At 70.0% G+C, this 24,780-nt stretch carries 25 protein-coding genes, 1 tRNA gene and 1 pseudogene; 18 read left to right on the top strand and 9 right to left on the bottom strand.

Annotation, left to right across the window (positions count from 1 at the left end; all coding sequences use genetic code 11):
• Positions 1-34 precede the first annotated feature (34 nt).
• Entirely contained in the window at positions 35-853 is an 819-nt protein-coding gene (locus tag OG811_RS14150; RefSeq protein ID WP_406074760.1) for a PaaX family transcriptional regulator C-terminal domain-containing protein, read from the top strand.
• Between the two features lie 2 nt (positions 854-855).
• Positions 856-1,647, top strand: coding sequence for an enoyl-CoA hydratase-related protein (locus tag OG811_RS14145; protein ID WP_406074758.1), 792 nt, complete (start codon positions 856-858; stop codon positions 1,645-1,647).
• Positions 1,648-1,695: 48 nt separating this feature from the next.
• Here OG811_RS14145 and OG811_RS14140 read toward each other — a convergent pair whose 3' ends face one another.
• From OG811_RS14140 to OG811_RS14125, 4 genes are all read right to left on the bottom strand, one after another.
• On the bottom strand, positions 1,696-2,319 hold the full coding sequence (locus tag OG811_RS14140; protein ID WP_406074756.1) for a hypothetical protein: 624 nt from the start codon (positions 2,317-2,319) through the stop codon (positions 1,696-1,698).
• 13 nt (positions 2,320-2,332) lie between these two features.
• Positions 2,333-2,914 carry a DNA-3-methyladenine glycosylase I gene (locus tag OG811_RS14135; protein ID WP_406074755.1) on the bottom strand — a complete coding sequence of 194 codons (582 nt, stop codon included), beginning with the start codon at positions 2,912-2,914 and terminating at the stop codon, positions 2,333-2,335.
• 265 nt (positions 2,915-3,179) lie between these two features.
• Complete coding sequence (locus OG811_RS14130) at positions 3,180-3,677, bottom strand: SRPBCC family protein (protein WP_406074753.1); 498 nt, start codon at positions 3,675-3,677, stop codon at positions 3,180-3,182.
• On the bottom strand, positions 3,674-4,291 hold the full coding sequence (locus OG811_RS14125) for a DivIVA domain-containing protein (RefSeq protein ID WP_406074751.1): 618 nt from the start codon (positions 4,289-4,291) through the stop codon (positions 3,674-3,676). Before OG811_RS14125 ends, OG811_RS14130 begins: the two co-directional genes overlap by 4 nt.
• Positions 4,292-4,446: 155 nt before the next feature.
• On the opposite strand from OG811_RS14125, the gene folP reads away from it, so the two are divergent.
• Positions 4,447-5,316, top strand: coding sequence for a dihydropteroate synthase (folP, locus tag OG811_RS14120; protein WP_406074749.1), 870 nt, complete (start codon positions 4,447-4,449; stop codon positions 5,314-5,316).
• A gap of 67 nt (positions 5,317-5,383) precedes the next feature.
• Here folP and ndhC read toward each other — a convergent pair whose 3' ends face one another.
• Entirely contained in the window at positions 5,384-5,761 is a 378-nt protein-coding gene (ndhC, locus tag OG811_RS14115) for an NADH-quinone oxidoreductase subunit A (RefSeq protein ID WP_406074747.1), read from the bottom strand.
• A 129-nt stretch (positions 5,762-5,890) separates the two neighbouring features.
• On the opposite strand from ndhC, the gene OG811_RS14110 reads away from it, so the two are divergent.
• The 3 genes from OG811_RS14110 to OG811_RS14100 all read left to right on the top strand — a co-directional run bounded on the left by OG811_RS14110 (position 5,891) and on the right by OG811_RS14100 (position 10,548).
• Positions 5,891-7,360: a hypothetical protein gene (locus tag OG811_RS14110; RefSeq protein ID WP_406074745.1), complete on the top strand. Its 1,470-nt coding sequence runs from the start codon at positions 5,891-5,893 to the stop codon at positions 7,358-7,360.
• Between the two features lie 313 nt (positions 7,361-7,673).
• The gene (locus OG811_RS14105) at positions 7,674-9,521 is read left to right on the top strand and encodes a 2-oxoacid:acceptor oxidoreductase subunit alpha (protein WP_406074743.1); all 1,848 of its coding nucleotides are present in this window, start codon (positions 7,674-7,676) and stop codon (positions 9,519-9,521) included.
• The gene (locus OG811_RS14100; RefSeq protein WP_406074741.1) at positions 9,514-10,548 is read left to right on the top strand and encodes a 2-oxoacid:ferredoxin oxidoreductase subunit beta; all 1,035 of its coding nucleotides are present in this window, start codon (positions 9,514-9,516) and stop codon (positions 10,546-10,548) included. Before OG811_RS14105 ends, OG811_RS14100 begins: the two co-directional genes overlap by 8 nt.
• Positions 10,549-10,619: 71 nt before the next feature.
• On the opposite strand, the gene OG811_RS14095 is transcribed toward OG811_RS14100, so the two are convergent.
• Positions 10,620-11,264 (bottom strand): FMN-dependent NADH-azoreductase, encoded by a 645-nt coding sequence (locus OG811_RS14095; protein WP_406074739.1) that lies wholly within the window; start codon positions 11,262-11,264, stop codon positions 10,620-10,622.
• A gap of 82 nt (positions 11,265-11,346) precedes the next feature.
• Between OG811_RS14095 and OG811_RS14090 the strand changes: the two genes are divergently transcribed.
• A complete protein-coding gene (locus OG811_RS14090) occupies positions 11,347-11,823 on the top strand; it encodes a MarR family winged helix-turn-helix transcriptional regulator (RefSeq protein WP_406074738.1) in 477 nt (158 codons plus the stop codon).
• Positions 11,824-11,859: 36 nt separating this feature from the next.
• On the opposite strand, the gene OG811_RS14085 is transcribed toward OG811_RS14090, so the two are convergent.
• On the bottom strand, positions 11,860-12,873 hold the full coding sequence (locus OG811_RS14085; protein WP_406074737.1) for a potassium channel family protein: 1,014 nt from the start codon (positions 12,871-12,873) through the stop codon (positions 11,860-11,862).
• Between the two features lie 337 nt (positions 12,874-13,210).
• Between OG811_RS14085 and OG811_RS14080 the strand changes: the two genes are divergently transcribed.
• The 5 genes from OG811_RS14080 to OG811_RS14060 all read left to right on the top strand — a co-directional run bounded on the left by OG811_RS14080 (position 13,211) and on the right by OG811_RS14060 (position 16,770).
• Positions 13,211-13,696, top strand: a complete 486-nt coding sequence (locus OG811_RS14080; protein WP_406074735.1) for a helix-turn-helix domain-containing protein — start codon at positions 13,211-13,213, stop codon at positions 13,694-13,696.
• Positions 13,697-13,832: 136 nt separating this feature from the next.
• Positions 13,833-14,432 carry a ClpP family protease gene (locus tag OG811_RS14075; protein WP_406074733.1) on the top strand — a complete coding sequence of 200 codons (600 nt, stop codon included), beginning with the start codon at positions 13,833-13,835 and terminating at the stop codon, positions 14,430-14,432.
• 191 nt (positions 14,433-14,623) lie between these two features.
• On the top strand, positions 14,624-15,277 hold the full coding sequence (locus OG811_RS14070) for a hypothetical protein (protein ID WP_406074732.1): 654 nt from the start codon (positions 14,624-14,626) through the stop codon (positions 15,275-15,277).
• Positions 15,278-15,476: 199 nt separating this feature from the next.
• Positions 15,477-15,830, top strand: a complete 354-nt coding sequence (locus tag OG811_RS14065) for a DoxX family protein (protein ID WP_406074731.1) — start codon at positions 15,477-15,479, stop codon at positions 15,828-15,830.
• Between the two features lie 559 nt (positions 15,831-16,389).
• Positions 16,390-16,770 carry a VOC family protein gene (locus OG811_RS14060; protein WP_406074729.1) on the top strand — a complete coding sequence of 127 codons (381 nt, stop codon included), beginning with the start codon at positions 16,390-16,392 and terminating at the stop codon, positions 16,768-16,770.
• Positions 16,771-17,374: 604 nt separating this feature from the next.
• Here OG811_RS14060 and OG811_RS14055 read toward each other — a convergent pair.
• A tRNA-Arg gene (locus OG811_RS14055) sits at positions 17,375-17,447 on the bottom strand.
• A gap of 1,208 nt (positions 17,448-18,655) precedes the next feature.
• On the opposite strand from OG811_RS14055, the pseudogene OG811_RS14050 reads away from it, so the two are divergent.
• A pseudogene (locus OG811_RS14050) lies at positions 18,656-19,536 on the top strand (IS982 family transposase).
• Positions 19,537-19,847: 311 nt separating this feature from the next.
• Here OG811_RS14050 and OG811_RS14045 read toward each other — a convergent pair.
• Positions 19,848-20,225: a Pycsar system effector family protein gene (locus tag OG811_RS14045; RefSeq protein WP_406074727.1), complete on the bottom strand. Its 378-nt coding sequence runs from the start codon at positions 20,223-20,225 to the stop codon at positions 19,848-19,850.
• A gap of 385 nt (positions 20,226-20,610) precedes the next feature.
• On the opposite strand from OG811_RS14045, the gene OG811_RS14040 reads away from it, so the two are divergent.
• The 5 genes from OG811_RS14040 (at position 20,611) to OG811_RS14020 (ending at position 24,780) form a co-directional block, all read left to right on the top strand.
• Positions 20,611-21,306 carry a Crp/Fnr family transcriptional regulator gene (locus tag OG811_RS14040; protein ID WP_406074725.1) on the top strand — a complete coding sequence of 232 codons (696 nt, stop codon included), beginning with the start codon at positions 20,611-20,613 and terminating at the stop codon, positions 21,304-21,306.
• 53 nt (positions 21,307-21,359) lie between these two features.
• On the top strand, positions 21,360-22,097 hold the full coding sequence (locus OG811_RS14035; RefSeq protein WP_406074723.1) for a Crp/Fnr family transcriptional regulator: 738 nt from the start codon (positions 21,360-21,362) through the stop codon (positions 22,095-22,097).
• A gap of 96 nt (positions 22,098-22,193) precedes the next feature.
• Positions 22,194-22,967, top strand: a complete 774-nt coding sequence (locus tag OG811_RS14030) for a hypothetical protein (protein WP_406074722.1) — start codon at positions 22,194-22,196, stop codon at positions 22,965-22,967.
• Entirely contained in the window at positions 22,957-24,462 is a 1,506-nt protein-coding gene (locus tag OG811_RS14025; protein ID WP_406074720.1) for a hypothetical protein, read from the top strand. The genes OG811_RS14030 and OG811_RS14025 overlap by 11 nt, the downstream gene beginning before the upstream one ends.
• Positions 24,463-24,486: 24 nt before the next feature.
• The gene (locus tag OG811_RS14020; protein ID WP_406074718.1) at positions 24,487-24,780 is read left to right on the top strand and encodes a hypothetical protein; all 294 of its coding nucleotides are present in this window, start codon (positions 24,487-24,489) and stop codon (positions 24,778-24,780) included.

Here is a 24,780-nt window from a genome sequence, read left to right as displayed (position 1 = left end):
CTTATCTTGAGAAGGCCTGTCACAATGTGCGGTCATGCAGGCACGGTCGGCACTCTTCGACCTGTACGGCGACCACCTTCGTCCGAGGGGTGGCCGGGCACCGGTTGCCGCCCTGGTCAAGCTACTGGCGCCGCTGGGAATCGCACCGCCAGCCGTTCGCACCGCCGTGTCCCGGATGGTGCGTCAGGGCTGGCTCGAACCACTCCGGTTGGTCTCCGGACCGGGATATTCGATCACACCGAAAGCCGCCCGGCGACTCGACGAGGCAGCGGCCCGGATCTACCGGACCGGCCGAGTCACCTGGGACGGCCGGTTCGATCTGCTGGTGTTGGAGGCCCCGGGCTCCCGACGGGACCGGCAGCGGCTCGCCGCCAACCTGAGCTTCCTCGGCTACGGCACGCTCGACGAGCAGACCTGGGTCGCCACCCGCCCCGGCGAGGACGTCGACCTGTTTCTCGCCGAGGCCGGCATCCGGTTCGAGCGGTTCAACGCCTCACACTTCGCCGGCACAGCCGGCGCGATGGGCGTGGTCCGGCGGGCGTGGAACCTCACCGAGATCGGCCGGGCCTACGAGCGGTTCGTCGCGGATCAGCGTCCGCTGCTCGCCACGGTCACCGTGCGCAGCAGCGACGAGGAGGCATACGCGGCCCGGTTCCGGCTCGTGCACGCGTGGCGTACGTTCCTCTTCCGGGACCCGCAGCTGCCCCCGGCGCTGCTGCCCGAGCGTTGGCCCGGCACCGCTGCGGCCAGTTTCTTCGACCGGCACGCGGCCCGCCTGCGTCCGGCCGCCGACCGGTACGTCGAACAGTGCCTCGACGCCGGCAACCGCATCGTCCGACAGAAGGGTCGTTAGACGTGACCGAGCCGCTGCTGGTCGACCGGACCGACGCCGTCGTCACCCTCACACTGAACCGGCCGAACGCGATGAACGCGCTCGACGTGGCGCTGAAGGAGGCGCTGCGGGACGCCCTGGCGGAGCTGGAGACCGACCGGTCCTGCCGGGCGGTCGTGCTGGCCGGGGCCGGCGGGTCGTTCAGTGCCGGTCAGGACCTGCGCGAGCACGTGTCCGCCCTGGAAAACTCCGCCGGTGACCCCCTGGGCACCGTGCGGGCGCACTACAACCCGATCGCCGCCCGGCTCGCCAACCTGCCGAAGCCGGTGATCGCCGCGGTCCGTGGGATGGCCGCCGGGGCGGGGGCGTCGCTGGCGTTCCTCGCCGACATCCGCATCGGCGGCCCGACCACCAGTTTCCTGATGGCCTTCGCCAAGGTCGGCCTCGCCGCCGACACCGGCGCCTCCTGGACGTTGCCCCGGCTGGTCGGCCACGCCAAGGCGGTGGAGCTGCTGTTGCTGGCCGAGCCGGTCCGCGCCGAGGAGGCCTGCCGGCTGGGCCTGCTCAACCGGATGACGGACGACGACGAGCAGGTGTTGCCGGCCGCCCAGGAGTTGGCCGCCCGCCTCGCCGCCGGCCCGACCGTCGCGTACGGGGCGATCAAGCGGCAGCTCTCCATCGCCGACGCCGGCACCCTCGCTGACGCCCTCGCGGCCGAGGCGCAGGCCCAGTCGATCTGCGGTGCCACCGCCGACCACCGGGCGGCCACGCTCGCCTTCGTCGGCAAGCAGAAGCCGGTCTTCGAGGGACGCTGAACGCGGCGGTTCCGGTTCATCGTGATCCGGTGAGCGAACTCCGACCCGCTAGTCGTCCTCTTCCGGGTCCTGGTTGGCCTCGGCGCCGAGCACGAACGCCTGCATGGCCAGTTCGTCGCCGGACGGTGAGACGAAGGTGGGCAGCTCACGGGGGCCCAACTCCTGCACGTACGACCAGAACAGTCGGACCGCCTCGGCCGGTGTGCCGGCCTCGATCGGCAGGTCGAGGCTGACCAGCCAGGTACGCCGCGTCGGGGGCGGACCGAGCTGGTCGGCCAGCGCCCGGAAGGCCGCCGGCTCCAGTGCGGTGACCGGTCCGTCGAGCGTCAGCAGGTCGGCCGGCACCGGCTCGTCGAAGGCCCGCCGGGTGTACGCCACGACGAGGGTGCCGGGCTCGACCGGCGACTGGGGGTCGTCCGGGTCTTCCCGGTGGCGCTGGCCGGGCGCGGTGACCCGGCCGAGCGCCACGAGCCTCGGCGGCGCGTCGACCAGCACCGCCACCTGGTCACCCGGTCCCGGCCGGCTGACTCCGGTCAGCCCGGTCAACTCCAGCGTGTCGTGGTGCACGAGCCGCTCAGCCTCGTACCGCTCGGCTGGCAGCAGCACGGCCCAGGTGCCCACCCCGTCGGCACGGCCGGACCCACCGGCCCGGTACGCGGTCTCGGTCGTCATGCCGACCATCCCATCATGTCGCCGGTGGGAGCGTGACGTGACAGCCGACGATGTGATCGTCGACCATGCCGGTGGCCTGCATCAGCGCGTACGCGGTGGTCGGGCCGACGAACCGGAAGCCGCGCTTCTTGAGTGCCTTGGCCATCGCCGTCGACTCGGGGGTGATCGGCGCGAGCTCGGCGAACGAGGCGAGGCGGGCCGGCCGGGGCTCCGGTGCGAAGGACCAGAGCAGCGCGGACAACCCGTCCGGCAGCTCCAGTGCGGCGCGGGCGTTGGCGATCGCCGCCTCGATCTTGGCCCGGTTACGGACGATGCCCGCGTCGGCGAGCAGCCGGGTCACGTCGGCTTCGTCGTACGCGGCGACGGTGGAGATGTCGAACTCGTCGAAGGCCAGCCGGAACGCCGGGCGTTTGCGCAGGATGGTCAGCCAGGACAACCCGGACTGGAACGCCTCCAGCGTGATCCGCTCGTAGAGCGCGTCGTCGCCGCGCAGCGGCCGCCCCCACTCGGTGTCGTGGTAGACCGCGTAGTCGGGGGTGCTCGACCCCCAGGCGCAGCGAGCCAGCCCATCGGCACCGATCACCAGGTCAGTCACCTCGTACACGCTAGGGCATCGCCCCGACAGCCCATTGCCACCGGCCGTCCGGCTGCCTATGGCGCTTGTTACCGACCGGTAGGTCGGGGTCACCCAGCGGTGCGCCCCGACCGGCGACGGCGAGCGGAGGCCGCGCGATGAAGGAGTTCCCGGACGTCATCGCCTGGTCGATCCCGGCCTTCGTGCTGCTCATCGTGCTGGAGCGGGTCTCCTACCTGCTGCACCGCGACGACGACGAGGTCGGCTACGGCGGCGCCGGGCGTGGTCAGGGCAGCCGGCCATGCTCGACCAGACGGGCGAACCTCTTCAGCACCTGGGTGAGGCCGAGCTTGGAACCGGGCCAGAGCAACGGCCACACCAGTCGACCGGCCCCGCCCCCCGGCAGGTGGAACCACTCGTGCCAGACGACCTGGGTGCGGTCCCGGCCCAGCTGGGTGCAGCGCAGCACGCCCGGGCCGCGCAGCAACTGGCCGTGGTGCACCACGGCGATCTCGTACGGCTCGTCGACCCGGACCACCCGCATCTCGTCGCGCAGGGTCGCCCGGCCGAGCGCGGTCACCGCCTCGATCCGGCTGCCCTCGCGCCCGTCGCCCTCGACCACCCGGACGTGGGTGAACGGGATCCAGTCGGACTGACGCTCCCAGGCGAGCAGAGCGGCGAAAACCCGCTCCGCCGGGGCGTTGACGATCACCGTGGCGGTTACCTCACCGGCACCGGGTCGGGCTGCCTCCCGAAGATCGTCAGCGCCCTCCGGGTCGGTCACGCCGACTCCGACCGAACCACCGCGTCGTGCTTCCCGGTGCCGTCAGCGGGCACGTCGTCGGTCTGCTCACGGTCGGCCGGCTCGTCGTCGGCTGGTGCCACGGCTGGTGCCACGCCGTCGGAGTCGGCCGGGGATGAGGTGGCGGCGGGCAGTGGGCCTGCGGCGGTCGAGCCGACGGGAGCCGCCCCGACGCCCGCGTCGTCAGCCAGCGGCCCAGCCACGCCCGGCTCCGCCGCATCGGCGTTCGTCGCCTTGCTGGCGGACTGCTCACGGGCCTGGCGCAGCAGGTCCGCGTCGTCGGTGCGCCCCTCACGCAACGCGATGACCTCCGACTCCAAGACGTCGATCAGCTCGGACTTGTAGCCGATGTCGTAGGCGGCGCGGCGCATCGCCTGATCGACCTGAGCCATCCGATACCCGCGCAACCCGGTGTCGAAACGGACCGCCCCCACATCGGATTCGCGCAACGGCCGGGTGCCCGGCAACGCCACGGCCAGCGAATCCGGCTCGGCGGGCACCAGCCCCGGATCACGGCCGCTGACCAGCACCGTCACGCCGAATATCACCGCCGCGACGGTCAACGCCACGACCAGGAGGAGCAGAAGCTGACCCATGTACTGATCGTGGCATGACAGCCGCCCAGGAGCGACCCCGCCACCCGCCCCGATCACGATTGTGCCGACGCCCGCCCGGAGTTCGGCTCCGACGACCGACTAGCGTCGGGTTCGGCCGACGCGGCGGCGACGGCGCGGACTCTCAGGAGGCGGGCATGGCCGGGGTGCTTCGGCTGGGTGGGCGCACGTTCGCCCCCGGCGAGCTGGTGGTGATGGCGATCATCAACCGCACACCGGACTCGTTCTTCGACCGGGGGGCCACCTTCGCCGCCGACAGCGCTCTGCGCGCGGTGGAGCGGGCGGTGGACGAGGGCGCGGCCATCATCGACATCGGCGGGGTCAAGGCCGGCCCCGGCGTGGAGGTCGACGTCACCGAGGAGATCCGGCGCACGGTGGGCACCATCGCCGCCGTCCGGGCCGCGTTTCCCGAGGTGGTGATCTCCATCGACACCTGGCGTGCCGAGGTGGCGACGGAGGCCGTGGCGGCCGGCGCCGACCTGCTCAACGACACCTGGTCAGGCGCCGACCCGACGCTGGCCCGGGTGGCCGCGCGGACCGGCGCGGGCCTGGTCTGCTCGCACGCCGGCGGCCTGGTCCCGCGGACCAGGCCGCACCGGGCCGCCTTCGAGGACGTGGTCGCCGACGTGGTCGCGACGGTGACCGGGCTCGCCGAGCGCGCGGTGGCGGCAGGGGTACGCCCCGACGGCATCCTCATCGACCCGGCACACGACTTCGGCAAGAACACCCGGCACTCCCTGGAGATCACCCGCCGGCTGGACGAGCTGACCGGAACCGGCTGGCCGGTGCTGGTGGCGCTCTCCAACAAGGACTTCATCGGTGAGACGTTGGACCTGCCCGTGGCCGAACGGCTGGAGGGGACGCTCGCCGCGACGGCGGTCTCGGCCTGGCTGGGCGCCCGGGTGTTTCGGGCCCACCAGGTCGGTCCGACCCGCCGGGTGCTGGACATGGTGGCCTCGATCCGCGGCGACCGCCCGCCCGCGGCGACCCGCCGGGGTATGGCCTGACCGGTCGTCGCCGTAACCGACCGCGAACGGCCGGGCGTACCGGCACGATCGCCGGAGGTCGCGCCGCTCAGGTCCAGCGGAGGATGTTCCTACGCCAGGCGTAGAGGATGCCGAGCGCGAGCACCGCCACGAACACCGCCATCTCCACCACCGTCACCAGACCGAAGCCCGGCCGGTCGAAGACCACCGCCCAGGGGAAGAGGAACACCGCCTCGACCGCGAACAGCACGTACAGGTACGCGTAGACGTAGTAGCGGATCTGCATCTGCGCCCAGTCCGCGCCGACCGGGTCGATCCCACACTCGTAGCTGGCCCGCTTGCCGGGCGGATCGGCCGGACGCGCGGGGCGTAACACCCGGTTGGCCGAGAACGCCGTAACGAAGAACAGAACGCTGGCGAGCAGCAACAGCCCGAGCGTCGCGTACGAGCCCAGGTAACCGGTCACAGTCGGGAGCCTACCGTCCGCCGAGGAGGGCGGTCCCGAACACGTTACGGATTTGTTTCCAGATGGGACTAGTGCATCAGGGCAATTGTTACCGAATATTGGACACCCACCCATGTCACCGGAGGACAGATGGGCCGCGCGAAGGCATCGCCCGGTAACCGGGCGGAGGGGCGGCGTCCCACGCCCCTGCTGGCGACCGCGCTCGCGCTCGGTCTGCTCGCGGCGCTTGCCGCAGGGCCGGCCTGGGCCAGCGCGGCGGCGTCGGACGCGGACACGGTCGTGGTGCTGCCCGACCCGGTCGGCGGACCAGGGGAAGAGCCCGAGACCACCCCGGCGGAGGAACCCACTCCCACCGAGGGGCCGGGTACTGCTCTGCCGACCGATCCGGCACCGGAGACCACCGCGCCGCCGCCGGAGACGACTCCGCCGGCACCGGTGACCACCGCCCCGGACGTGCCACCAGCGCCGACCACCGCCATACCCGTGCCGTCCGGAACGACCCGACCGCCCACGCCGGCACCACCGGCGCCTCCGGCGCCCACGGTTCCGCCGGTCGCCCCGGTTCCGCCGGTCCGCCCGCCCGCTCCGGGGTCGGCTGCACCGCCGGCGAACCCGCTGGGCGTACAGGTTACCACCCAGGACGTCACCCTCACCGAGGCGTACTGGAACACGGCCAGCACGGCCACCACCCTGCAGGTCACGGTGCACAACACCGGCACGACCGCGCAACGGATCCGGCTCTCGTACACGCTTCCGGCCGGGCTGACCGACGCCGGGACGAAGGGCTGCACCGCCGCCGGTGGGGGCACGTACCGCTGTGGGGCCTGGACGGCCGAGGCGGGCGTCCGATTCAGCACCCTGCTCCGACTGCGGGTCGCCGGCACCGCGTGGAAGCAGATGCCGCTCGGCGGCGCCGTCCAGGTCATCGCGGACGCGCCGGGAGTGCCCGGGGAAGCGATCGACGACCAGGGCTTCGCGGTGCTCTTCCCGCCCGGTCCGCCGGTGCCCGGGATCGCCCTGGCCGCCGACGAGGTGGCCTTCGACATCAGCGGTGCCGCCAGCGCCCTCACGTTCCGGCTGGGCAACACCGGCACGGTGGACGCCGCCGGTCGGGCCGAGGTCGTCCTGCCGGCCGGGGTGACCGTCCCGACCCCACCGCCCGGCTGCGTGGCGGTCGACCCGACCCGGACCCGCTGCGACGCCGGACTGGTGCTGGCGGGCAGGACCGCCGAGTTGCGACTGCCGGTGGAGGCGACGCCGCAGGCCCAGCGGGACGCGCCGTTGTCCGGTGCCGTGATCGGCCAACTCGATCCGCGCAGCGGCCCGACCCGGCAGGTGCAGATGAGTTTCCGGATCACCGCTGCGGCCGCGTTGGCCACGCCGGTGGTCTCACCGCCCGCGCCGACCGGCTCCCAGGGCGTACTCCCTGCCGGTGCCTCCACCGGCGACGGCGGGATGACCTCGGTGCAGCGCACCGCGATCATCCTGATCGTGGTCTCCACGCTGTTGGTGGCGCTGGCGCTCACGCTGGCCACCACCTCGCTGCGCCGCCGGCTCACCGGCCCGGCGCCCAAGCCTTCGCCCAACTCCGCCGACTGATCGACGACGAACCCGACCGGGCCGAACCGGGGGTCGTCGGAGCGACCCGGTGGTGATCTGAATTACGGCGGGCGGTGCATAACGCCTCAAACCTGGGCATTTTTCAGCTTAGTCCGGTCCCAGTCGGCGGACCTCCGGGGATGGTTAGGGCTCCCTTAGACGTAGGCTCTCAGGTGAGGTACGACAGCGGCCGGACCAGCCTGGGGCGGTGCGGTAACACGTCGCGTCAAGGAGGTCCTGTGGCCGGGCAAGGCGAGGTCACCATCATGTTCAGCCGCCCGCGCGACCACGCGCAGCGAAGCGAGGTGCAGGCGTGACCAAGCAGATCCGTCAACTCGACCGGGTGGTCATCCGGTTCGCCGGTGACTCCGGCGACGGCATGCAGCTGACCGGCGACCGATTCACCTCGGAGACTGCGCAGCTCGGCAACGACATCTCCACGCTGCCCAACTTCCCCGCCGAGATCCGAGCTCCCGCCGGCACTCTGCCTGGCGTGTCGAGCTTCCAGGTGCACTTCGCCGACTACGACATCCTCACGCCGGGCGACGCGCCCAACGTGCTGGTGGCGATGAACCCGGCGGCGTTGAAGGCCAACCTGGCCGACCTGCCGCGCGGCGCGGACATCATCGTCAACACCGATGAGTTCACCAAGCGCAACCTCGCCAAGGTCGGCTACCAGACCAGCCCTCTGGACGACGACTCGCTGGCCGGTTACGTCGTGCACCCGGTGGCGCTGACCTCGATGACGGTCGGTGCGCTCGCCACGTACGCGGTATCGAAGAAGGACGCCGAGCGGTCGAAGAACATGTTCGCCCTCGGCCTGCTCTCCTGGATGTATTCGCGGCCGTATCAGTCGACGCTGCGCTTCCTGGAGCGCAAGTTCGCGGCCCGTCCGGAGCTGGTCGCGGCGAACGTCGCCGCGTTCAAGGCCGGCTGGAACTTCGGCGAGACCACCGAGGACTTCGCGGTCCGCTACGAGGTCAAGCCGGCGAAGATGAAACCGGGCACGTACCGCAACATCACCGGCAACGCGGCGCTCTCACTGGGGCTCGTCGCTGCCGGGGTCCGCTCCGGGCTGCCGGTCTTCCTCGGCGCGTACCCGATTACGCCCGCGTCGGACATCCTGCACGAGCTGAGCAAGCACAAGCGTTTCGGCGTGCTCACCATGCAGGCCGAGGATGAGATCGCCGCGGTCGGTGCGGCGCTGGGCGCGTCCTACGGCGGGTCGCTCGGAGTGACCACCACCAGCGGCCCGGGCGTGGCACTCAAGAGCGAGACGATCTCGCTCGCGGTGGCACTGGAGCTGCCGCTGGTGATCGTGGATGTGCAGCGGGCGGGTCCGTCGACGGGGATGCCGACCAAGACCGAGCAGGCCGATCTGAACATGGCCCTGTTTGGTCGGCATGGTGAGGCGCCGGTCGCGGTGATCGCGCCCCGGTCGCCGTCGGACTGCTTCTTCGCGGCGTTGGAGGCGGCTCGGATCGCGCTGACCTACCGCACGCCGGTGATCCTCCTGTCGGACAACTACGTCGCCAACGGTTCGGAGCCGTGGCTGCTGCCCGACGTGGAGTCGCTGCCCGACCTGCGGGTCGAGTTCGCCACCGAGCCCAACGGCGAGGACGGCACCACCTTCCTGCCCTACCTGCGTGATCCGGAGACCCTGGCCCGGCCGTGGGCCATTCCCGGCACGGCGGGGCTGGAGCACCGGATCGGCGGCCTGGAGAAGGCCGACAAGACCGGGGACATCTCCTACGACCCGGCCAACCACGACTTCATGGTGCGCACCCGGGCGGCCCGGATCGAGTCGATTCCGGTGCCGGACATCGAGGTGGAGGACCCGGACGGCGACGCCCGGGTGCTGGTCCTCGGCTGGGGCTCGACGTACGGGCCGATCGGCGCGGCCTGCCGCGGGGTCCGCCAGCGCGGCCTGTCCATCGCCCAGGCGCACCTGCGGCACCTGGCCCCGATGCCGGCCAACCTCGGTGAGGTGCTGCGCTCCTACGACAAGGTGGTCATCCCCGAGATGAACCTGGGCCAGCTCGCCCACGTCATCCGGGCCCGCTACCTCGTCGACGCGATCAGCTACAACCAGGTCCGCGGCCTGCCGTTCACGTCGGCCGAGCTGGAGACGACGCTGGAAGAGGTCCTGAAGAATGTCTGAGCCCGTCGCCCTCAAGCTCACCGCGAAGGACTTCAAGTCCGACCAGGAGGTGCGCTGGTGCCCCGGCTGCGGTGACTACGCCATCCTGGCGGCGATCCAGCAGTTCATGCCGGAGCTGAACATCCCCCGGGAGCGGACGGTCTTCGTCTCCGGGATCGGCTGCTCGTCGCGCTTCCCGTACTACATGAACACGTACGGGATGCACTCGATCCACGGCCGCGCCCCGGCGATCGCGACCGGCCTGTCGGTGTCCCGGCCGGACCTGTCGGTCTGGGTGGTCACCGGCGACGGTGACGCGCTCTCCATCGGCGGCAACCACCTGATCCACGCGCTGCGGCGTAACGTCAACCTCAAGATCCTGCTGTTCAACAACCGGATCTACGGGCTGACCAAGGGTCAGTATTCGCCAACGTCCGAGGTCGGCAAGGTCACCAAATCGACCCCGGCCGGCTCGGCGGACGCCCCGTTCAACCCGCTCTCGCTCGCCCTCGGCGCGGAGGCCAGTTTCGTCGGTCGGACCATCGACTCCGACCGTAAGCACCTGCAGTCGGTGCTGCGGGCCGCCGCCGAGCACCAGGGCTCGGCGTTCGTGGAGATCTACCAGAACTGCAACATCTTCAACGACGGGGCGTTCGAACAGCTCAAGGACCCGGCCACCCGAGACGACTACCTGATCCGCCTGGAGCACGGGCAGCCGATCACCTTTGGCGCCGACGGGCAGTTCTGCGTGGTGCACCCGCCGGGCGCGTTCGGCCTGGAGGTCCGGGAGACCAGTTCGGTGCGCCCGGAGGAGATCGTCGTGCACGACGCGACGGTGACCGACCCGGCGTACGCCTTCGCGCTGTCCCGGCTGCCCGGCCTGGACCTGCGCAACACCCCGATCGGGGTGTTCCGCTCGGTGGACCGACCGTCCTACGACAGCGTGGTGCAGAGCCAGCTCGCGGCCGCCAAGGCGACGGTCACCGAAACCCCCGAGCAGCAGCTCGCCGGCCTGCTGAGCAGCGGCGACACCTGGACCATTCTCTGACCCACAGTTCCGTGACGAGAGCGGCCGGCCCCTAGGACAGAGGCGGCCACTCTCGTCGTACCGGTGGCGCTTCAGAGCTGGGCGGAGGCCGGCAGCCAGAGGTTGTCGATCTCCTCCTCGGTCGCCGCGAGGCTCGCCTCGTGCAGCGGGATCAGCTCGGCCATCGCCGGGACAGAGGTGGCGAGGGTCAGCTCGGTGCTGATGAAGCGCGGCTGCAGGCCGGTCATCGACAGGCCGTGCGGGAGCCAGGGCTCGGCGTGGTCCCAGCCGTTGCGCGGGGTGTTCTCGCCGTAGCCGCCGCCCCGGGTCGCCAGCACGACGAACTCACGCCCACCGAGCAGGCCCTGCTGGGTCGTCAGGTCGTAGGCCAGGCCGGGCACGATCAGGTGATCGACCCACGCCTTGACGCTGCTGGGCGCGCCGTAGTTGTAGAGCGGCAGCCCGAGCAGCACCACGTCGGCCTGCTTCACCTCGTCGACCAGCTGCTCGCTGAGCTCCCAGGATTCGCGCTGCTCCGGGGTGTGCTGGTCCGCTGGCGTCATCCGGGCCAGACCGCCCGCCGAGTCCAGGTGCGGCAGCGGAGCCGAGCCGAGGTCCCGGTAGGTCACCGTGCCGTCCGGGTGGGCCGCGCGCCAGGTGGTGACCGCGCGGGCGGTGAGCCGCCGGCTGACCGACCACTCGCCCCGAATACTCGAGTCAATATGCAGCAGGTGCATTATTCATCCTCCAACGATCGTCTGTGCAGCACCAACTATTTATAACAGGTCGATGTTTCACCAGCTCGGTAGACTGGGTCACATGTCCGCCCCGCCGCTTGATCCCTCGGAGCACCGCTCGGGTGCGCTCCTGGACCATCTGGCCCGACGGATGCGACTGCGGTCGGAGTCGGTGCTGGCGCCACTGGGCCTACGCCCCCGGCATCTGGTCGCGCTCACCGTGCTGCGCGCCGGCGGTGGCACCGGCCAACAGTCGCTCGCCACCATCCTGGAAATGGACAGCACCAACATCGTCGGGCTGCTCAACGACCTGGAGGCGAAGCAGCTGATCGAGCGTCGCCGCTCGCCCGAAGACCGCCGCCGACACGTCGTCGAACTCACCGAAGACGGGGCAAAACGCCTCAACGAGGCCGAATGCGCCCTCGCCGGCGCCGAAGACGAGGTGCTGGGAGCGCTGGATCCCGCCGAGCGGGAGACGCTCTACGAGCTGCTCCGGCGGGCCACCACCACGCCGATCAGCTGCACCGAAGTGCTCTGCGTAACCGACGACGGCCTCTGACCGCGCATCTCCTCACGCGCGGCAGCGACGCGACGGTCAGGCCGTCGTAGCCGACTGGGGGCGGTCGTCGCGCACGTGCACCAGCATGTCGCCGGTCTCGATCACCGCGCCGGCCCGGTCGGCCAGGGTGACCACCTTGCCCCGCCGCACCAGGGCGATCACCAACGACTCCAGCTCACGCGGCGAGCGACCCACCTCGTGCCGCTCCGCCGAACGCATCGCCAGCGCCATGCCCTGGCCCGGAGTGAGCAGATCCTCCACGACGTCGATCAACGGCGGCGCCGAAGTGGACAGGCCGAGCAGCCGGCCCGCGGTGGCCGAGGAGACGATCACGTGGTGCGCGCCGCTCTGCTTGAGCAGCGGGGCGTTCTCCGCCTCCCGTGCCGCCGCGATGATGCGAACCTGCCCAGCGGTGAGCTGCCGTACCGTCAGCGCGACGAGCACCGAGGCATCGTCACTGTCGGTCGCGATGATCACGGCCTTCGCGTTCTTGACGTGCGCCTCGTTCAGCACCGACGATCGGGTCGCCGAGCCCTCGATCGCCACCAGCCCGGCGGAGGTGGCCTGCCGCAGGGCGGCGGCGCTGCGCTCCACCACCACGATCCGCGACCGGTCCAGACCGTTCTCCATCAGGGCGGAGACCGCGCTGCGCCCCTTGGTGCCGTAGCCGCAGATGATGACGTGGTCCTTCACGCTTCTCCTCCACCGCGACAGGCGACGGCCGGTCCGGTACTGCTCGGTCAGAACTTCCAGGGTGGTGCCAACCAGGATGATCAGGAAGATAACTCGGGCCGGGGTGATGAAGAGGACGTTGACCAGCCGGGCCGACGGCGCGGCCGGCGTGATGTCGCCGTAGCCGGTGGTGGAGAGCGACACGACCGCGTAGTAGAAGCAGTCGAGCAGGGTGAGGCCGTCATCGTTGGCATCGTGGTAGCCGTCCCGGCCCAGGTAGACCACGGCGACCACGGCGAAGACCAGGCCGAGGGCGGCGGCAAGCCGTAGGCTCAGCGCGCTCAGCGGCCCCCGGCGCTGCGCGGGAAAATGGATCACCGTCGAACCTGCTCCCCCACCGTCGCCTGCACGCCCACAACATAGCGGGTACGCCGCACACCGCAGGTCCGGGTTGCACCGCAGGTCCGGGTTGCACCGCGGACCGTCCCCGCAGCCGACTACCTGCCGCCGCGCCACCGCGCGGTGCTGGTCCTGCGGCACCCGCGCGCTGTTCCCGGCGATCACGCTGGTAGCCGAGCCGACCGCCTGGCACACCCACCTGCACCCGTGAGGCCTCGGGCCCGCGCCGTCGAACGGCGCGGGCCCGCACGGGTCGGTCGGGAACGCCGGGGACGGGCATGATGGGGTGTTCCCCGACCGCGAGGGTGAGGTCCGTATGTCGTTACTGCGACGAGTGATCGGCGGAGTGCTGCGCCGGCTACGCCAGAGCCAGGGCTGCACGCTACGTGAGGTGGCCTCGTCCGCCGGGGTCTCCGTGCCCTACCTGTCCGAGGTCGAGCGGGGCCGCAAGGAGGCTTCCTCGGAGGTGCTCGCGGCGATCTGCCGGGCGCTCGGCATCCGCCTCTCCGACCTGTTGGAGGAGGCCCGCGACGATCTGCGCCGAATCGAGCCGCGCATTCCGGGGGCACCGCGGGCCGCGCTGACGCGGCGGGACCACGTCGAGCTGGCCCGACGCCACGCCAGCCAGCACACCCTGAGGACGAGCAGGCCGATCCTGGATCGGGGGCCGGGGGCGGCCGGGCCGACCCTGTGCGTCGGGGCGAGGGCCTCCGCCGGTGGCTCGCGCCCCGGTCCGCGTACCGCCGCTCTGTTGGGCTGCGCGCGGGCCCGGGCGGGTGCGCGGCGGCTGACCGTCGCGTAGGCCGCGCGGTTCTGCCGTCGGCGGATCTGCCGGCGGCAGAATCACTGGGCCAACCACCGCCGTCGCACGCACGCTGGATGGGCCGGTCCACCGGGCGGTCCCCACCGCCCGCCGGCACGGTGGAAGGTGGCGGCACATGATCGGGTACGGCGTACGGATGCTGGATGGCGGACAGCCGTCCTTCGGTGATCAGGTTTTCGAGCGGCTGCTGCGCGAGCGCATCGTCTTCCTCGGCACCGAGGTGACGGAGGAGTCGGCCAACCAGATCTGCGCGCAGATCCTGCTGCTCGCCGCCGAGGACGACGACCGGGACATCTACCTCTACATCAACTCGCCGGGCGGGTCGGTGAGCGCGGGGATGGCGGTCTACGACACGATGCGCTACGTCCGCAACGACGTGGCCACGCTGGCGCTCGGGTTCGCCGGCTCGATGGGGCAGTTCCTGCTCTGCGCTGGCGCGGCCGGCAAGCGATACGCGCTGCCGCACTCGCGGGTCATGATGCATCAGCCGTCCGGCGGCATGGGCGGAACCGCCTCCGACATCACCATCCAGGCGGAGAACATGCTGCACGTCAAGCGCACGATGCAGGAGTTGATCGCTCAGCACAGTGGACGGACGCTCGACGAGATCCAGCGGGACTGGGACCGGGACCGTTGGTTCACCGCCGAGCAGGCGCGGGAGTACGGCCTCATCGACGAAGTGCTCACCCGAGCCGACCAGCTGCCGGCGGACTGATACGTGCGGTTGCCACGCTCTGACCAGCGCGGCGCCACCGCACTCGCGGAAACCGGGTAGCGGTCGCCCGTTAGGGTCTCGCCTGACTGATCCCTACCCTCTCGATTGCCCTCGCCGCCGCCCTCCTGGCCGGCTGCGGCACCAACTCCGACGAGCCGGCGGCGAGCGCACCCTCCGCCGCCGCCCCCACGATGTCCAAACTCGAGCCGGCGGTCGCCGTCCGGCAAGGCATGGATCGCAGCCTCGCCGGCACGGTCACCATGGACGCCTCGGTCAAGGCCGGCAACCAGTCGATCAACCTCACCGGCAAGATGGACCCCGCTGCCAAGGCGATCCAGGTCACCGGGAAGGCCCCGGGACCGATGGAGGCCCGGCTGATCGGCGACGTCGCCTACATCAAGTCGGACTCCCTCAACGGCGACAAGCCGTGGATGAAGATCGACCTCAGCAAGCTCAAGCCGACCAGTTCCCTGCGCCAGTCGTTCGACATGAAGTCGCAGACCGGCATCATCGGCGGCGTCGTCTCCGCGCAGGAGGTGAGCCCCGGCCAATACAGCGGCACTGCCGACCTGGGCAAGGCGGCAGAGGCCGCCGGCACCGACGGAACGCGTGCGGGCCTTGAGTCGACCGCCAAGCTGGCGAAGGACCCGAAGGCGATCCCCTTCGAGGCGACCGTCGACAAGGACGGCCGGCTCACCGCCCTGTCCTACACGATCGCCACGAAGAGCCTGGGTGATCTCGTCACCGACATGAAGATGAACGGCTTCGGCGAGCAGGTTTCGGTCACCGCACCGCCCGCCAAGGACACCGAGGCCGCCTCCGAGGAGATGTACAAGTTCCTCTGACCGGCCGACACGTCCCCGGCGCCACCGGTCGGGCGTGGGCTGTGCTTCCCCCTAGCCCACGCCCGCCGGCCCGATCAGCGACACCAGGCCCGGCACGCGCCTGTGCCTGTGCCTGTGCCTGTGCCTCAGTTCACAGCACCGCACGTAACATTCCGCGAGGCCAGCCCGTCCTTGAGGCAGACAACCACAAGGGGGGCCCATGTACGCCGCTTACATCACCGTCACCATCCTCGCCGCGGTCTTCACCGGCATCGCCGCCGTCACCTACCTGATCGGCCACGACTATCCGAAGGCCCAAGCAGACATGAAGCGCCTGCCGCGGTCGTGGGTACCGGTGTTGGGCATGTTGCTGGCAGCGGGCTCGCTGGGGCTGCTGGCCGGGTTCGCCGTGCCACTGCTGGGGACACTTGCCGCCGCTGGCCTCGTGCTGTACTTCGTCGGTGCGCTCATTGCGCACCTGCGGGTGGGTTCCCGCCAGCTTGTGGGATGGGCGGTGTTCTTCTCCACGGCCGTGGCCGCACTAGCCGTGAACCTGGTCCACCATTGGCACTGACGGTCACGGGTTGGGCTGCTCCTGCCGCAGCCCGGCCCCCACCCCTCTTTCGTCTGCGGTTCTCGCGCAGGCGGAAGAGGTAGGCCCAGGTGCCCGGACGCGGCGACCGCCTCGTGTCGGAGGAGGGGTAGGCACCCCTGTGTCGCCGCCAGTTTGGAAGGTGCCTTGATCGCCAAGCAGATCATCGTGAACCTGCTGGTGATAAGGCTCGTCGTCCAGTGAGCGAGTGAGAGCCCGGGCAGGGAGATGCCGTTGCTGACCTCTGTTGACCCGGCTGTCGGGCACGCAGCGGGCACGCCCCGAGCCCTGGGAGGCTGTGCACGTCCCTTCCCAGGGAAAGGAGCCGGGGAATGGGCCGCATGGCCGATGGAACCCCTGGGCACGCGTCCGGCGTGTTCCTCGGCCCCCGCCTGGCGACCTGGCCAGGCGGGGGCCTGAAATCAATTCGAGCCCGCTCGCCTCGCCCGGTACGATCGCGAGCTTGTTCTCACTGCGGGGAGCCCATGAGATCCGCGTGCGGCCGCCCCGGCAGTTCCCATGCTGAGAGTAGGTTTCGTCAATGGCATGCCGTATCGGTGAGCTCGTGCTCAAGTGCCGCGACCCCGAGGCGCTGGCGCGGTTCTGGTGCGAGGTCCTGGACTTCATAGAGCTCGATCGCGAAGAGGAGGTCTACATCGAGATAGGCCCGCGCGAAGGGTTCGGCGGCCCGCAGCCGACGATCTTCCTCATCCGCAACGACGAGCCGAAGAACGGGCATGCCCGGCTGCACATCGACGTCAACCCCACCGACCGCGATCAGGACGCCGAGCTCGAACGCCTCCTGGCAGCCGGGGCCGAACTCGTCGACATCGGTCAGCCTGCGGATGCGTCCTGGCACGTCCTCGCCGATCCAGAAGGCAACGAGTTCTGCCTGCTCAAGCGCCGCCTCGACCCACTCTGACGGCCCTCGCCCAAACGATCGACGCAGCCGCCACCCCGCGGCCGCCGACAAGATCTGGCGACCCCCACCAATAGCTGGGGGGCCGGGTGGACGCTCGACCCGCCCCGTGTCGCATGCGTGTCGGTGAGGCATTGACCCAGCCAGCGGAACCTCGCCATCCCGTCGCCGTCGACCCGCCCTTGTGGGAGCGGGCCGCTGTCGGGGCCGCCACGTCAAGACGGCCCTGACGCACGGACGGACGCTGGCGGTCCCGGCGGACTGCTCGGCTCGCCCCGGGTCGTCGGCGGTGGGATGGCGCTACCGCAACCACCCACGGACCGCGACCCGCCGACGGAGCCCAAGTGCATCGACGGCGCGGAGGCCACCGTGAACGACAGGATCGCTGAGGCTCTGACCGGCGTGGCGTGGCCCGTATGATGGTCGCCGTTCCGGATCTTGGCCCGGTCCTGTCGGCTGACCTGGGCAGATGCCTTCAAAATCATTCCGCGTCTGTTCCGCGACCTACGACAAACGGCGGCTTCCGGTGACCTACGGCTGCACACCTGCTCTAATTGAGCGGCATGCGTATGGCCAGCTCAGATGGCGTTTCGGCTGCTTATCGAGGTGCCCCCGGCAGGATTCGAACCTGCGACACACGGTTTAGGAAACCGATGCTCTATCCCCTGAGCTACGAGGGCGCGAGGGCCTAGTCTAGCGACCTGGGGGTTCACCTGGGGTGGCAGGGAGTGGCCCACGTTCACCCACGTCACCCGCCCCCGGTTCTCCCAGCCCAGGACCACACCTGGAGCACACGAAACCCGGTTTGCGACCGGCGGTCGTCCGCGATGACTCGCGTTGGCACCGGTTCACCCCGGTCGGCATCCGCTGGAGAGCACACACCGCGCACATCATCGAAGATCATCGGCGTTCTGTCCCCTGCCTTCCGTAGGCACCGCGACCGGATCAGCCAGCAGCATTCACCCGCCGTCACTTCGGCCTGCCGCGATTCCGACCATGACGGTCGTGACGACGCCGCATGAGTTACTTGTGCCCAATCCGCCAGCCTGGCGGGCCGCAGCGCGACACGGCGGTGTTCTGGCACAGCCCTCCATCGCGCGTGCTCACCATCCTCGAACAAGCCCTGCGACAGCTTCCCATCACCACGCCGGACGAGGCCCATGCCACGCTGCAAGGTCCGCTGCGGTATCGCCGGACCATCGCCATCTGCTGGACCGCGACCCGTGCCGCCCGACCAGCATTTGCCGCCTTCTGGGCCAGCTACCTCAGCGGATTCCGTGCTGCGCTGCGTAGCTACGGCCCCGTAACCGCCGGTCCCGCCCTACTCGATGGGCTGAGGGTCGCCGACCTACTCGCCGGCGCCACGATCGTGGAAGTCAAGACCGGCCACCTCACCGAGACCCACCAGTTCGAGGGTCTCATCGACCAAGTCCCTACCTACACGCTGCTCGCCGCTGTGAGCGGTTACCAGGTCTCCGCGGTTGCGGCGTACCTGGCCCGCTACCACGTACTTGCCTGCTACCCGATTGATGCACTCACCACCGAGCTGGCCGGCGGTCTTCGCGGGCACTCGGCCAGCCTTCTTGCCGTTGCGCGCAGGTGTGGAAGCATGGCGCCATGGATGCCCTGCCCGGCTCCACGATGCCGCCCGCCTCGGTGCGGGGGTTGTTGGACCTGCTCGAGGAGGCGAAAGGGACTGTGCAGGTTCTGGACCCGCCGAAGAGGTGAGGGCGGCTTGGCGTCGGCTGATCCATGCTCTGCGGTCTGGCGGGCACGTGCCCAAGGGCTGGCATCTAGTTCACCGCGGCCGAAACACCGGTGACCTAGACGAGTAAGTCCTAACGACCCTGGGTGGTGGAGATAGACGAAGGGTGTTGGGGATCAGTGTGTGACGACCGACCTCAACACCCTTCTGACCGCACTTTACGTGAAGATCGACGACTGGCTCGGACGGCAACGTAGGCCCGGGCGGCCAGCCAGGCTGTCCGATGCGGAACTGCTCACCCTGGCCGTGGCTCAGGCCCTGCTCGGCGTGCGGTCCGAAGCCCGCTGGCTGCGGTTCGTTCCCGGACATCTGCCCGGGCGTTTCCGTACCTGCCCGGGCAGTCCGGCTATAACAAGCGGTTGCGTGCGGCGTTGCCGCTGCTCAAGCGAGCGATCCGCGTGGTCGCGGCGGACGCCGACCTGTGGACCGACGCCACCTGGGTAATCGACTCGACGCCGGTCGAGTGCGGCCGGTCCCGGCCGACGGTGAAACGCTCTGATCTGGCGGGGTGGGCCAGGTACGGCTACTGCACCTCGCACTCGCGGTTCTTCTGGGGACTACGGCTACATCTGATCTGCACCCCGGCCGGCTTGCCGATCACCTGGGCCCTGGCGACACCGAAGGTCGACGAGCGTCAGGTCCTGATGGCTGTCCTTGACCACGACCCCGACCTCATAGCCGAGCGCCCACGCCTGCTGATCGTCGCGGACAAGGGATACGTGTCCGCGGAGCTGGACCGGTGGCTGGCCGAGCGCGGGGTGCGGTTACTACGACCGTCGTACCGCAACCGCGTCCCACGCCCGGACGAGCACTTACTGAAACCGATCCGGCAGCTCATCGAGCCCGTCAACGACACGTTGAAGGGCCAACTCGACCTCGAACTGCACGGCGGACGCAGCATCGAAGGCGTCGCGCAACGCCTCCTGGCGATGACCGCCGCGATTTGGCACAATCGGGCCACCGGCCAACCCGTGACCAGGTCCTTAATCGCCTACGACCACTGACCCGACTTCGGAATTACTCGTTTAGTGATCGAGCTACGGCGGGGTCCGGGCCCGCATAGCAGTGCTCCAGTTCGTCTTCGGCCTGGAACAACGGACGCCCGTCCATCTCTGCCCCGCAGACGTCGTAGCTGATCAGTTCAGGATCGCTGCCGACCCTGAGGCGAGCGCCGCTCGTCATCAGTTGTCGGTCGCGGTCATTTGCATGATTGGCTGCTCAGGATCGAGGTACGCGTACTCGGTCGATAACCCACCGCAGGAGCCTGAAACCGGCGTCCGGGGTCGTGTGCCGGGTGAGCCGTGGTCGTCGCCGCTCACACGAGGGCGACGAGCATGCCGACGGCCGACAGCGCGATGGCGGCGAAGCCCACGCGAACGAACTGGTACTTCCGCACCACCGTTCGACTCGTCCAGGCCAGTTCGGCCAGGAGTCCGTCGACGGACCCCTCCGCGGTCCTCAGCAGGGCCGCGGACAACCGCTGCGGATCACGTCCCAGTCTGCTGGCGTCGCCGAAGTAGACGACGCTGCCGGTGTGGGCCGCCCCAAGCCTCGGGAACGCCGCAGCACCAAAGGAGACGGCAGCCAACAGCCACAACAAGCAGGCAGCCCACCAACTGATCGAGCGCAGCGAGTCGAGCGCCCCGGGGCGCCAGGTCCCGTCGGGCAGGGGCGCCGACCAGAGGACAGCCATCGCCCCTGCCGCCGCCAAACCCTGCAGGGCCTTTCCGTCGGCTCGCCGAAGTTCCTCGCGTGCTTGGCAGAGGAGTGGCTCCGCCACACGCATGACGACGTCGGGTCCACGAGCGCCAGCGGTTGAAGGAACCTGCTCCGCCCCACCACGTCTGCGGGCCCGCCGCCCGCTCCTGCGCACCATACGGGCCACGATCTCCGGTGGAGGTCTGAACTGCCACGCCAAGGTCGTGCAACGAAGTGTGTCAAATGGCTGAAGTGGCCACAGCGTTTCGCCGCCTCCGACACCCATCGGGCCCCCGCGAACAACCTGACGGACGACGATCACGAAACCACACGTGCCCTACGGTGAAAAGTCAACGTCATCAATCAGGCGGGGGGCGTTAATGCGGGAGCATCATCCACACCCTGAATCGTTTCTGGCGACCTTAAATCCCGAGGACCGCGGCGCACTCGGACGCCTCGGCACCCACCGGGTCTATCGACCTCGAAGCACCCTGTTTCACCAGGGTGAACCGTCCCGTCACGTCATACTGATCCTCGACGGGTGGGTGAAGGTGACCTCTTCGTCGCGGACCGGGGACGAAGCCCTGCTGGCCCTGCGGGGTCCGGGGGACATTCTCGGCGAGTTGGCCGCGGTCGATGGCCGCGGTCGCTCGGCCACTGTTCACGTACTTCTCGCCGTAAACGCTTTGGTCATCGACGGCGAACGCTTTGTCGGATCATTGACACAACATCCCGCGATTGCTCTTGCGCTGCTGCGCTACATATCGCGGAACCTACGGGAGTCCGACCGCCACCGACTGGAATACGTATCGACGAGCAGCTCGGCGCGGATCGCGGCGCGCGTACTCGAACTCGCCGCACGGCACGGAACGGACACACCCGACGGGGTGGTCATCGACCTTCCGCTGTCGCAGCGGGAGCTCGCCACCGCCGCCGCCACCTCTCGGGAGATGGCGGCCCGCACACTTCGGGCACTGCGGGAGCGGGACGTGCTCCGGACCAGCCGGCAACGGATCGTGGTGGTCCGGCCTGACGTGCTGCGGTCCCTGTGCCGCTCTGTGTCATCGGACACGTAACGGCTGTGATCGACGAACACACAAGGTTCCGCGACCTCCTACACCCTGCTGCCATGAGTTCCACGTCCCGCGACACCACGTCCTCCGACGCTCCCCGAAGCGGCGTCGGCTGGAGGCTGGACAACCACCCGCCTGGCCGCCGGTCCCCACTGGACCCGCTGACCGACCGGGCCCGGCACCCGCAGGCGTGGCGGATCCTGCAGGAAGCGGGCCGGCCGCGTCATCTGGCGACCGGCGGGGAGCTTCCGGCTCTGGACGAACGTTCAGCCGCGATCGTGCTGATCGCCGAGGGTGCCCTAAAGCTGGTCGGGCTGGCCGAGAACGGCACCACCGCAACGCTCGCGGTCCGCCCTGCGGGCAGCATCGTGAGCCAGTTCGGGTGGGATCGCACCTCCCGGCGATCGATGGTCGCGGTCCTGCCGTCCGTTGTGGTCACTGTGCCTGGCAAGCAGGTGACGACCGCCGTACGAGAGCATCCGTGGCTCGCGGTGCTGCTGATGGAGACCATGGGGAGCCTGGCCGTGGAGGCCGATCACCGCTTGCTGGCGTACATCGCATACGACGCCTCGGAACGGATCCGGCAGGTGCTGCTCCGTCTCACCCGACTGTTCCAGAGCGCCTGTGGTCGGCCCGTCATCCCACTGGCTCAGCAGGACCTGGCCGATCTGGCCGGCGTGTCCCGGGAGGCCACGGCGAAGGAGTTACGCCGATTGCGTGAATCGGGAGCCGTTCGCACCGGCCGCTCCCGGATTGCGGTCGTCCGGACAGACCTAATTGGTGACGAAGCCTGACCGATCCGTCTGACCGGCTCTGCTCTGTGTCTCCGTACACAGAGCGCTGACGAGATCTCCGCTAAGAGTCAATGGCACGCAATCGCGGGAGGCGTCATGAGCTTTCAACCGCTGCACCACACCGTCGTCACCACCGACGTCGTCGGCTCCAGCGAACGGGACGACCAGCTCCAGATCAAGATGCGGGGTGACCTGTACGAGATTCTCGGTAGGGCACTGAAGCGGCAGAGCCTCGACATCGCCGCACTCAACCCGGCCGATCTCGGTGACGGGTTCCGCCTGCACGCCCCGGCTACCGTGTCGCCCCTGGTCATGGTCAGCCCGTTCATCGAGCACCTTCTCGCCGAGGTGCGGCTGCACCGGCGGTCCGCGAACGAGACGTCGCGGCTCCGGCTACGGGTCGCCATTCACATGGGCCTGCTCCACCGGGAGGAGCAGGGAGGCTGGGCTGGACGGACCCTCACCGAGTGTGCTCGGCTGCTGGACGCCCCCGCAGCCCGTGAACTGATCGCCGAGGCCCCCGACGCCGACCTGGTCGTGGTCGTCTCCGACGCGATCTACGACGCCGTGGTGTGCCAGGGCTACGGCCCGGCGCCGGAGGACTTCCAGCGGATCCCGGTGGTCGTCAAGGAGAGCAGTTTTCAGGCCTGGGCCTATGTGCCGAGGCAGCATGTCAGCGCGCCGTCCAGCGCTATGGCACGCGGGCGGGACCGCGATGGCTCAACGGCCGCCGGCGAGGCGGGTGGACCGACCGGCGCGGTGCCGGCAACGCCGGGAGTCGTCCTCGGATCGGCACGAGCGGTCATCCAGAACGGCGTACCAGGCTGGTCGGGCACCGCTGGCCGGAGAGCGGGCAGCCGTGACGACTAGCCCCGGCGCGGCCGCGGGCGGCGGTACGGCCACTGCGGTGGACCGGTACCTCTGCTCGTACGCCCACCTCTCGCCACCGTTCGCCCGTTACGTGGTCGACGAGCTGACCACGCCCGGGCTGCGGTCCACCGGCCCGGCCTTCGGGGTGGACCTGATCGCCTTGGTCCGGCATGCCACGGCCGCCCACCGGCGCAACATGCTGATGCGGATCGTGCTGACTGCCGACCTCGCGGCCCTCGTACTGGCCGCAGCCGTCCTCGTGGCGGCGACCGGGTCGCCGTCCTGGGGTGTGGCAGTCGTGTTCGCCGGTCCCACCGTCCTGGTCGGCCTCGTCCTGCCGTACGTGGCGGTGCTGGCGACCATGGTCGACGCGCACCGGAGTGCACAGCGGGTCAACTCGACCGGCCCCGACCTGCGGCTGCTGGCCCGGCCGACCGATCCGGCGGTAGAGCGCCGCCTCGATGAGGTGATGACCAGCAATGTGGTCGTCTTTCGTGGTGGCTGGCCGTTCGGCGGCTGTGGTCTGCCGCTGGGCAGTTGGGTCGTCGACGTGGACGCGACCAAGCCGGCCCAGGACTCGGCCGGCAACCCCCGCCAGGTCGTACCGTTCGACGCCGTCGACCTTCACCGGGAGCTGACACGGACGGTCCGCGCCGCCGGCATTCCTGGCCTGCGGGTCCACAACCGGCTTTTCGTCGGCGGTACGGGCGTGGCGGCGGTGCCGATGCTGCTCCCCGATCCGATGGACCGGCCTTCGGCTCGCGTGGCATCGAAGGCTCTCCGGCTCGGCATCGCCAAGCCGCGGCCCGACGCCCGTACGTACCTCTGCATCGAAAAGATCTCCTGGAACGGCGAGCTGGTGGTGAGCCTCTTCGTCCGGGCCGGGCTGGTCGCCGGCGATCTCTTCGTCGAGGGACACGCCTTCGTGCTGCTCCCGGTACGCGCGGAGATGTGCGCGCTCGACCGGCTGGCCCGCAACACCCGCGAGATCCTCTGGTACGCCCTGCGGGACACCAGCCGGTCGGCCTGGCGGCTGCTCGCCCGCAGCCCGCTCGACCTGGCCCGGATCGGGTTCCTGCACCTGGAGCGGTCCCGCGCCGTGGCCGCCGACCGGCGACGGGTCCGCCGCGCCCAGGCGCTCGACCGGGGGGCGGACGTCAGCATCCGGGACCTCGCCGCGGACCGGGAGCGAATCTACCTGTTCGCGTACGCGGACGAGGAGATGACCCTCAACTCGCTGCGCCGGCGGGTGCTCACCGGCATCGAACGGTTCCTGGACCAGCACGGGGTGGACACCACCCAGTTCAACCAGGAGAAATCCGACATCGTCAACACGAACTACAACATCCAGAACGCGCTGGCCAACGCCATGGCAATCGGCACCAATGCGAACGCCTTCGGCGCCGCCGGCGGGCAGGCGCAATTGACGGGATCCGCTCCACCCGGGGCACCACCGGCCCCTCCGGCCACCCCGCCGTGGGCCGGCAAACCCTGACCCTCGAACAGACCAGGAGGCAGCATGAGCACGTACAACATCGGACAGGCGAACGCCAATTCCATGGCCATCGGTGACAACGCGCAGACGATCACCGGCTCCGGACAGGCCGACCCGCTGGAGCAGCTGGCGGCTGCGGTAGGCGCCAACCGGGACGCGCTGGCGAACCCGGACCAGGTCGATGCCGCCCTGCGGCAGCTGCGCGCGATGCTCGCCGACGGCTCGGACCCGACAGACGTCCAGCCGTTACTCGGCCTGATCATCAGCAACGCCCAGCAGGCACCGGCCGTGCTGGCCGCCGCGGCCCAGCTGAAGTGA

Source organism: Micromonospora sp. NBC_01638, assembly GCF_045209745.1.
GTDB lineage: Bacteria > Actinomycetota > Actinomycetes > Mycobacteriales > Micromonosporaceae > Micromonospora.
This window is presented reverse-complemented; position numbering and strand designations above follow the sequence as displayed.

Excerpts from the sequence above, each read along its gene's own strand:
- OG811_RS14125 (WP_406074751.1), bottom strand. The coding sequence starts at position 4,291 with ATGGGTCAGCTTCTGCTCCTCCTGGTCGTGGCGTTGACCGTCGCGGCG.
- OG811_RS14150 (WP_406074760.1), top strand. The coding sequence starts at position 35 with ATGCAGGCACGGTCGGCACTCTTCGACCTGTACGGCGACCACCTTCGT.
- OG811_RS14070 (WP_406074732.1), top strand. The coding sequence starts at position 14,624 with ATGTCCAAACTCGAGCCGGCGGTCGCCGTCCGGCAAGGCATGGATCGC.
- OG811_RS14110 (WP_406074745.1), top strand. The coding sequence starts at position 5,891 with ATGGGCCGCGCGAAGGCATCGCCCGGTAACCGGGCGGAGGGGCGGCGT.
- OG811_RS14030 (WP_406074722.1), top strand. The coding sequence starts at position 22,194 with ATGAGCTTTCAACCGCTGCACCACACCGTCGTCACCACCGACGTCGTC.
- OG811_RS14060 (WP_406074729.1), top strand. The coding sequence starts at position 16,390 with ATGGCATGCCGTATCGGTGAGCTCGTGCTCAAGTGCCGCGACCCCGAG.
- OG811_RS14100 (WP_406074741.1), top strand. The coding sequence starts at position 9,514 with ATGTCTGAGCCCGTCGCCCTCAAGCTCACCGCGAAGGACTTCAAGTCC.
- OG811_RS14020 (WP_406074718.1), top strand. The coding sequence starts at position 24,487 with ATGAGCACGTACAACATCGGACAGGCGAACGCCAATTCCATGGCCATC.
- OG811_RS14045 (WP_406074727.1), bottom strand. The coding sequence starts at position 20,225 with ATGGCTGTCCTCTGGTCGGCGCCCCTGCCCGACGGGACCTGGCGCCCC.
- OG811_RS14095 (WP_406074739.1), bottom strand. The coding sequence starts at position 11,264 with ATGCACCTGCTGCATATTGACTCGAGTATTCGGGGCGAGTGGTCGGTC.
- OG811_RS14140 (WP_406074756.1), bottom strand. The coding sequence starts at position 2,319 with ATGACGACCGAGACCGCGTACCGGGCCGGTGGGTCCGGCCGTGCCGAC.
- OG811_RS14040 (WP_406074725.1), top strand. The coding sequence starts at position 20,611 with ATGCGGGAGCATCATCCACACCCTGAATCGTTTCTGGCGACCTTAAAT.
- OG811_RS14080 (WP_406074735.1), top strand. The coding sequence starts at position 13,211 with ATGTCGTTACTGCGACGAGTGATCGGCGGAGTGCTGCGCCGGCTACGC.
- folP (WP_406074749.1), top strand. The coding sequence starts at position 4,447 with ATGGCCGGGGTGCTTCGGCTGGGTGGGCGCACGTTCGCCCCCGGCGAG.
- OG811_RS14035 (WP_406074723.1), top strand. The coding sequence starts at position 21,360 with ATGAGTTCCACGTCCCGCGACACCACGTCCTCCGACGCTCCCCGAAGC.
- OG811_RS14065 (WP_406074731.1), top strand. The coding sequence starts at position 15,477 with ATGTACGCCGCTTACATCACCGTCACCATCCTCGCCGCGGTCTTCACC.
- OG811_RS14075 (WP_406074733.1), top strand. The coding sequence starts at position 13,833 with ATGATCGGGTACGGCGTACGGATGCTGGATGGCGGACAGCCGTCCTTC.
- OG811_RS14090 (WP_406074738.1), top strand. The coding sequence starts at position 11,347 with ATGTCCGCCCCGCCGCTTGATCCCTCGGAGCACCGCTCGGGTGCGCTC.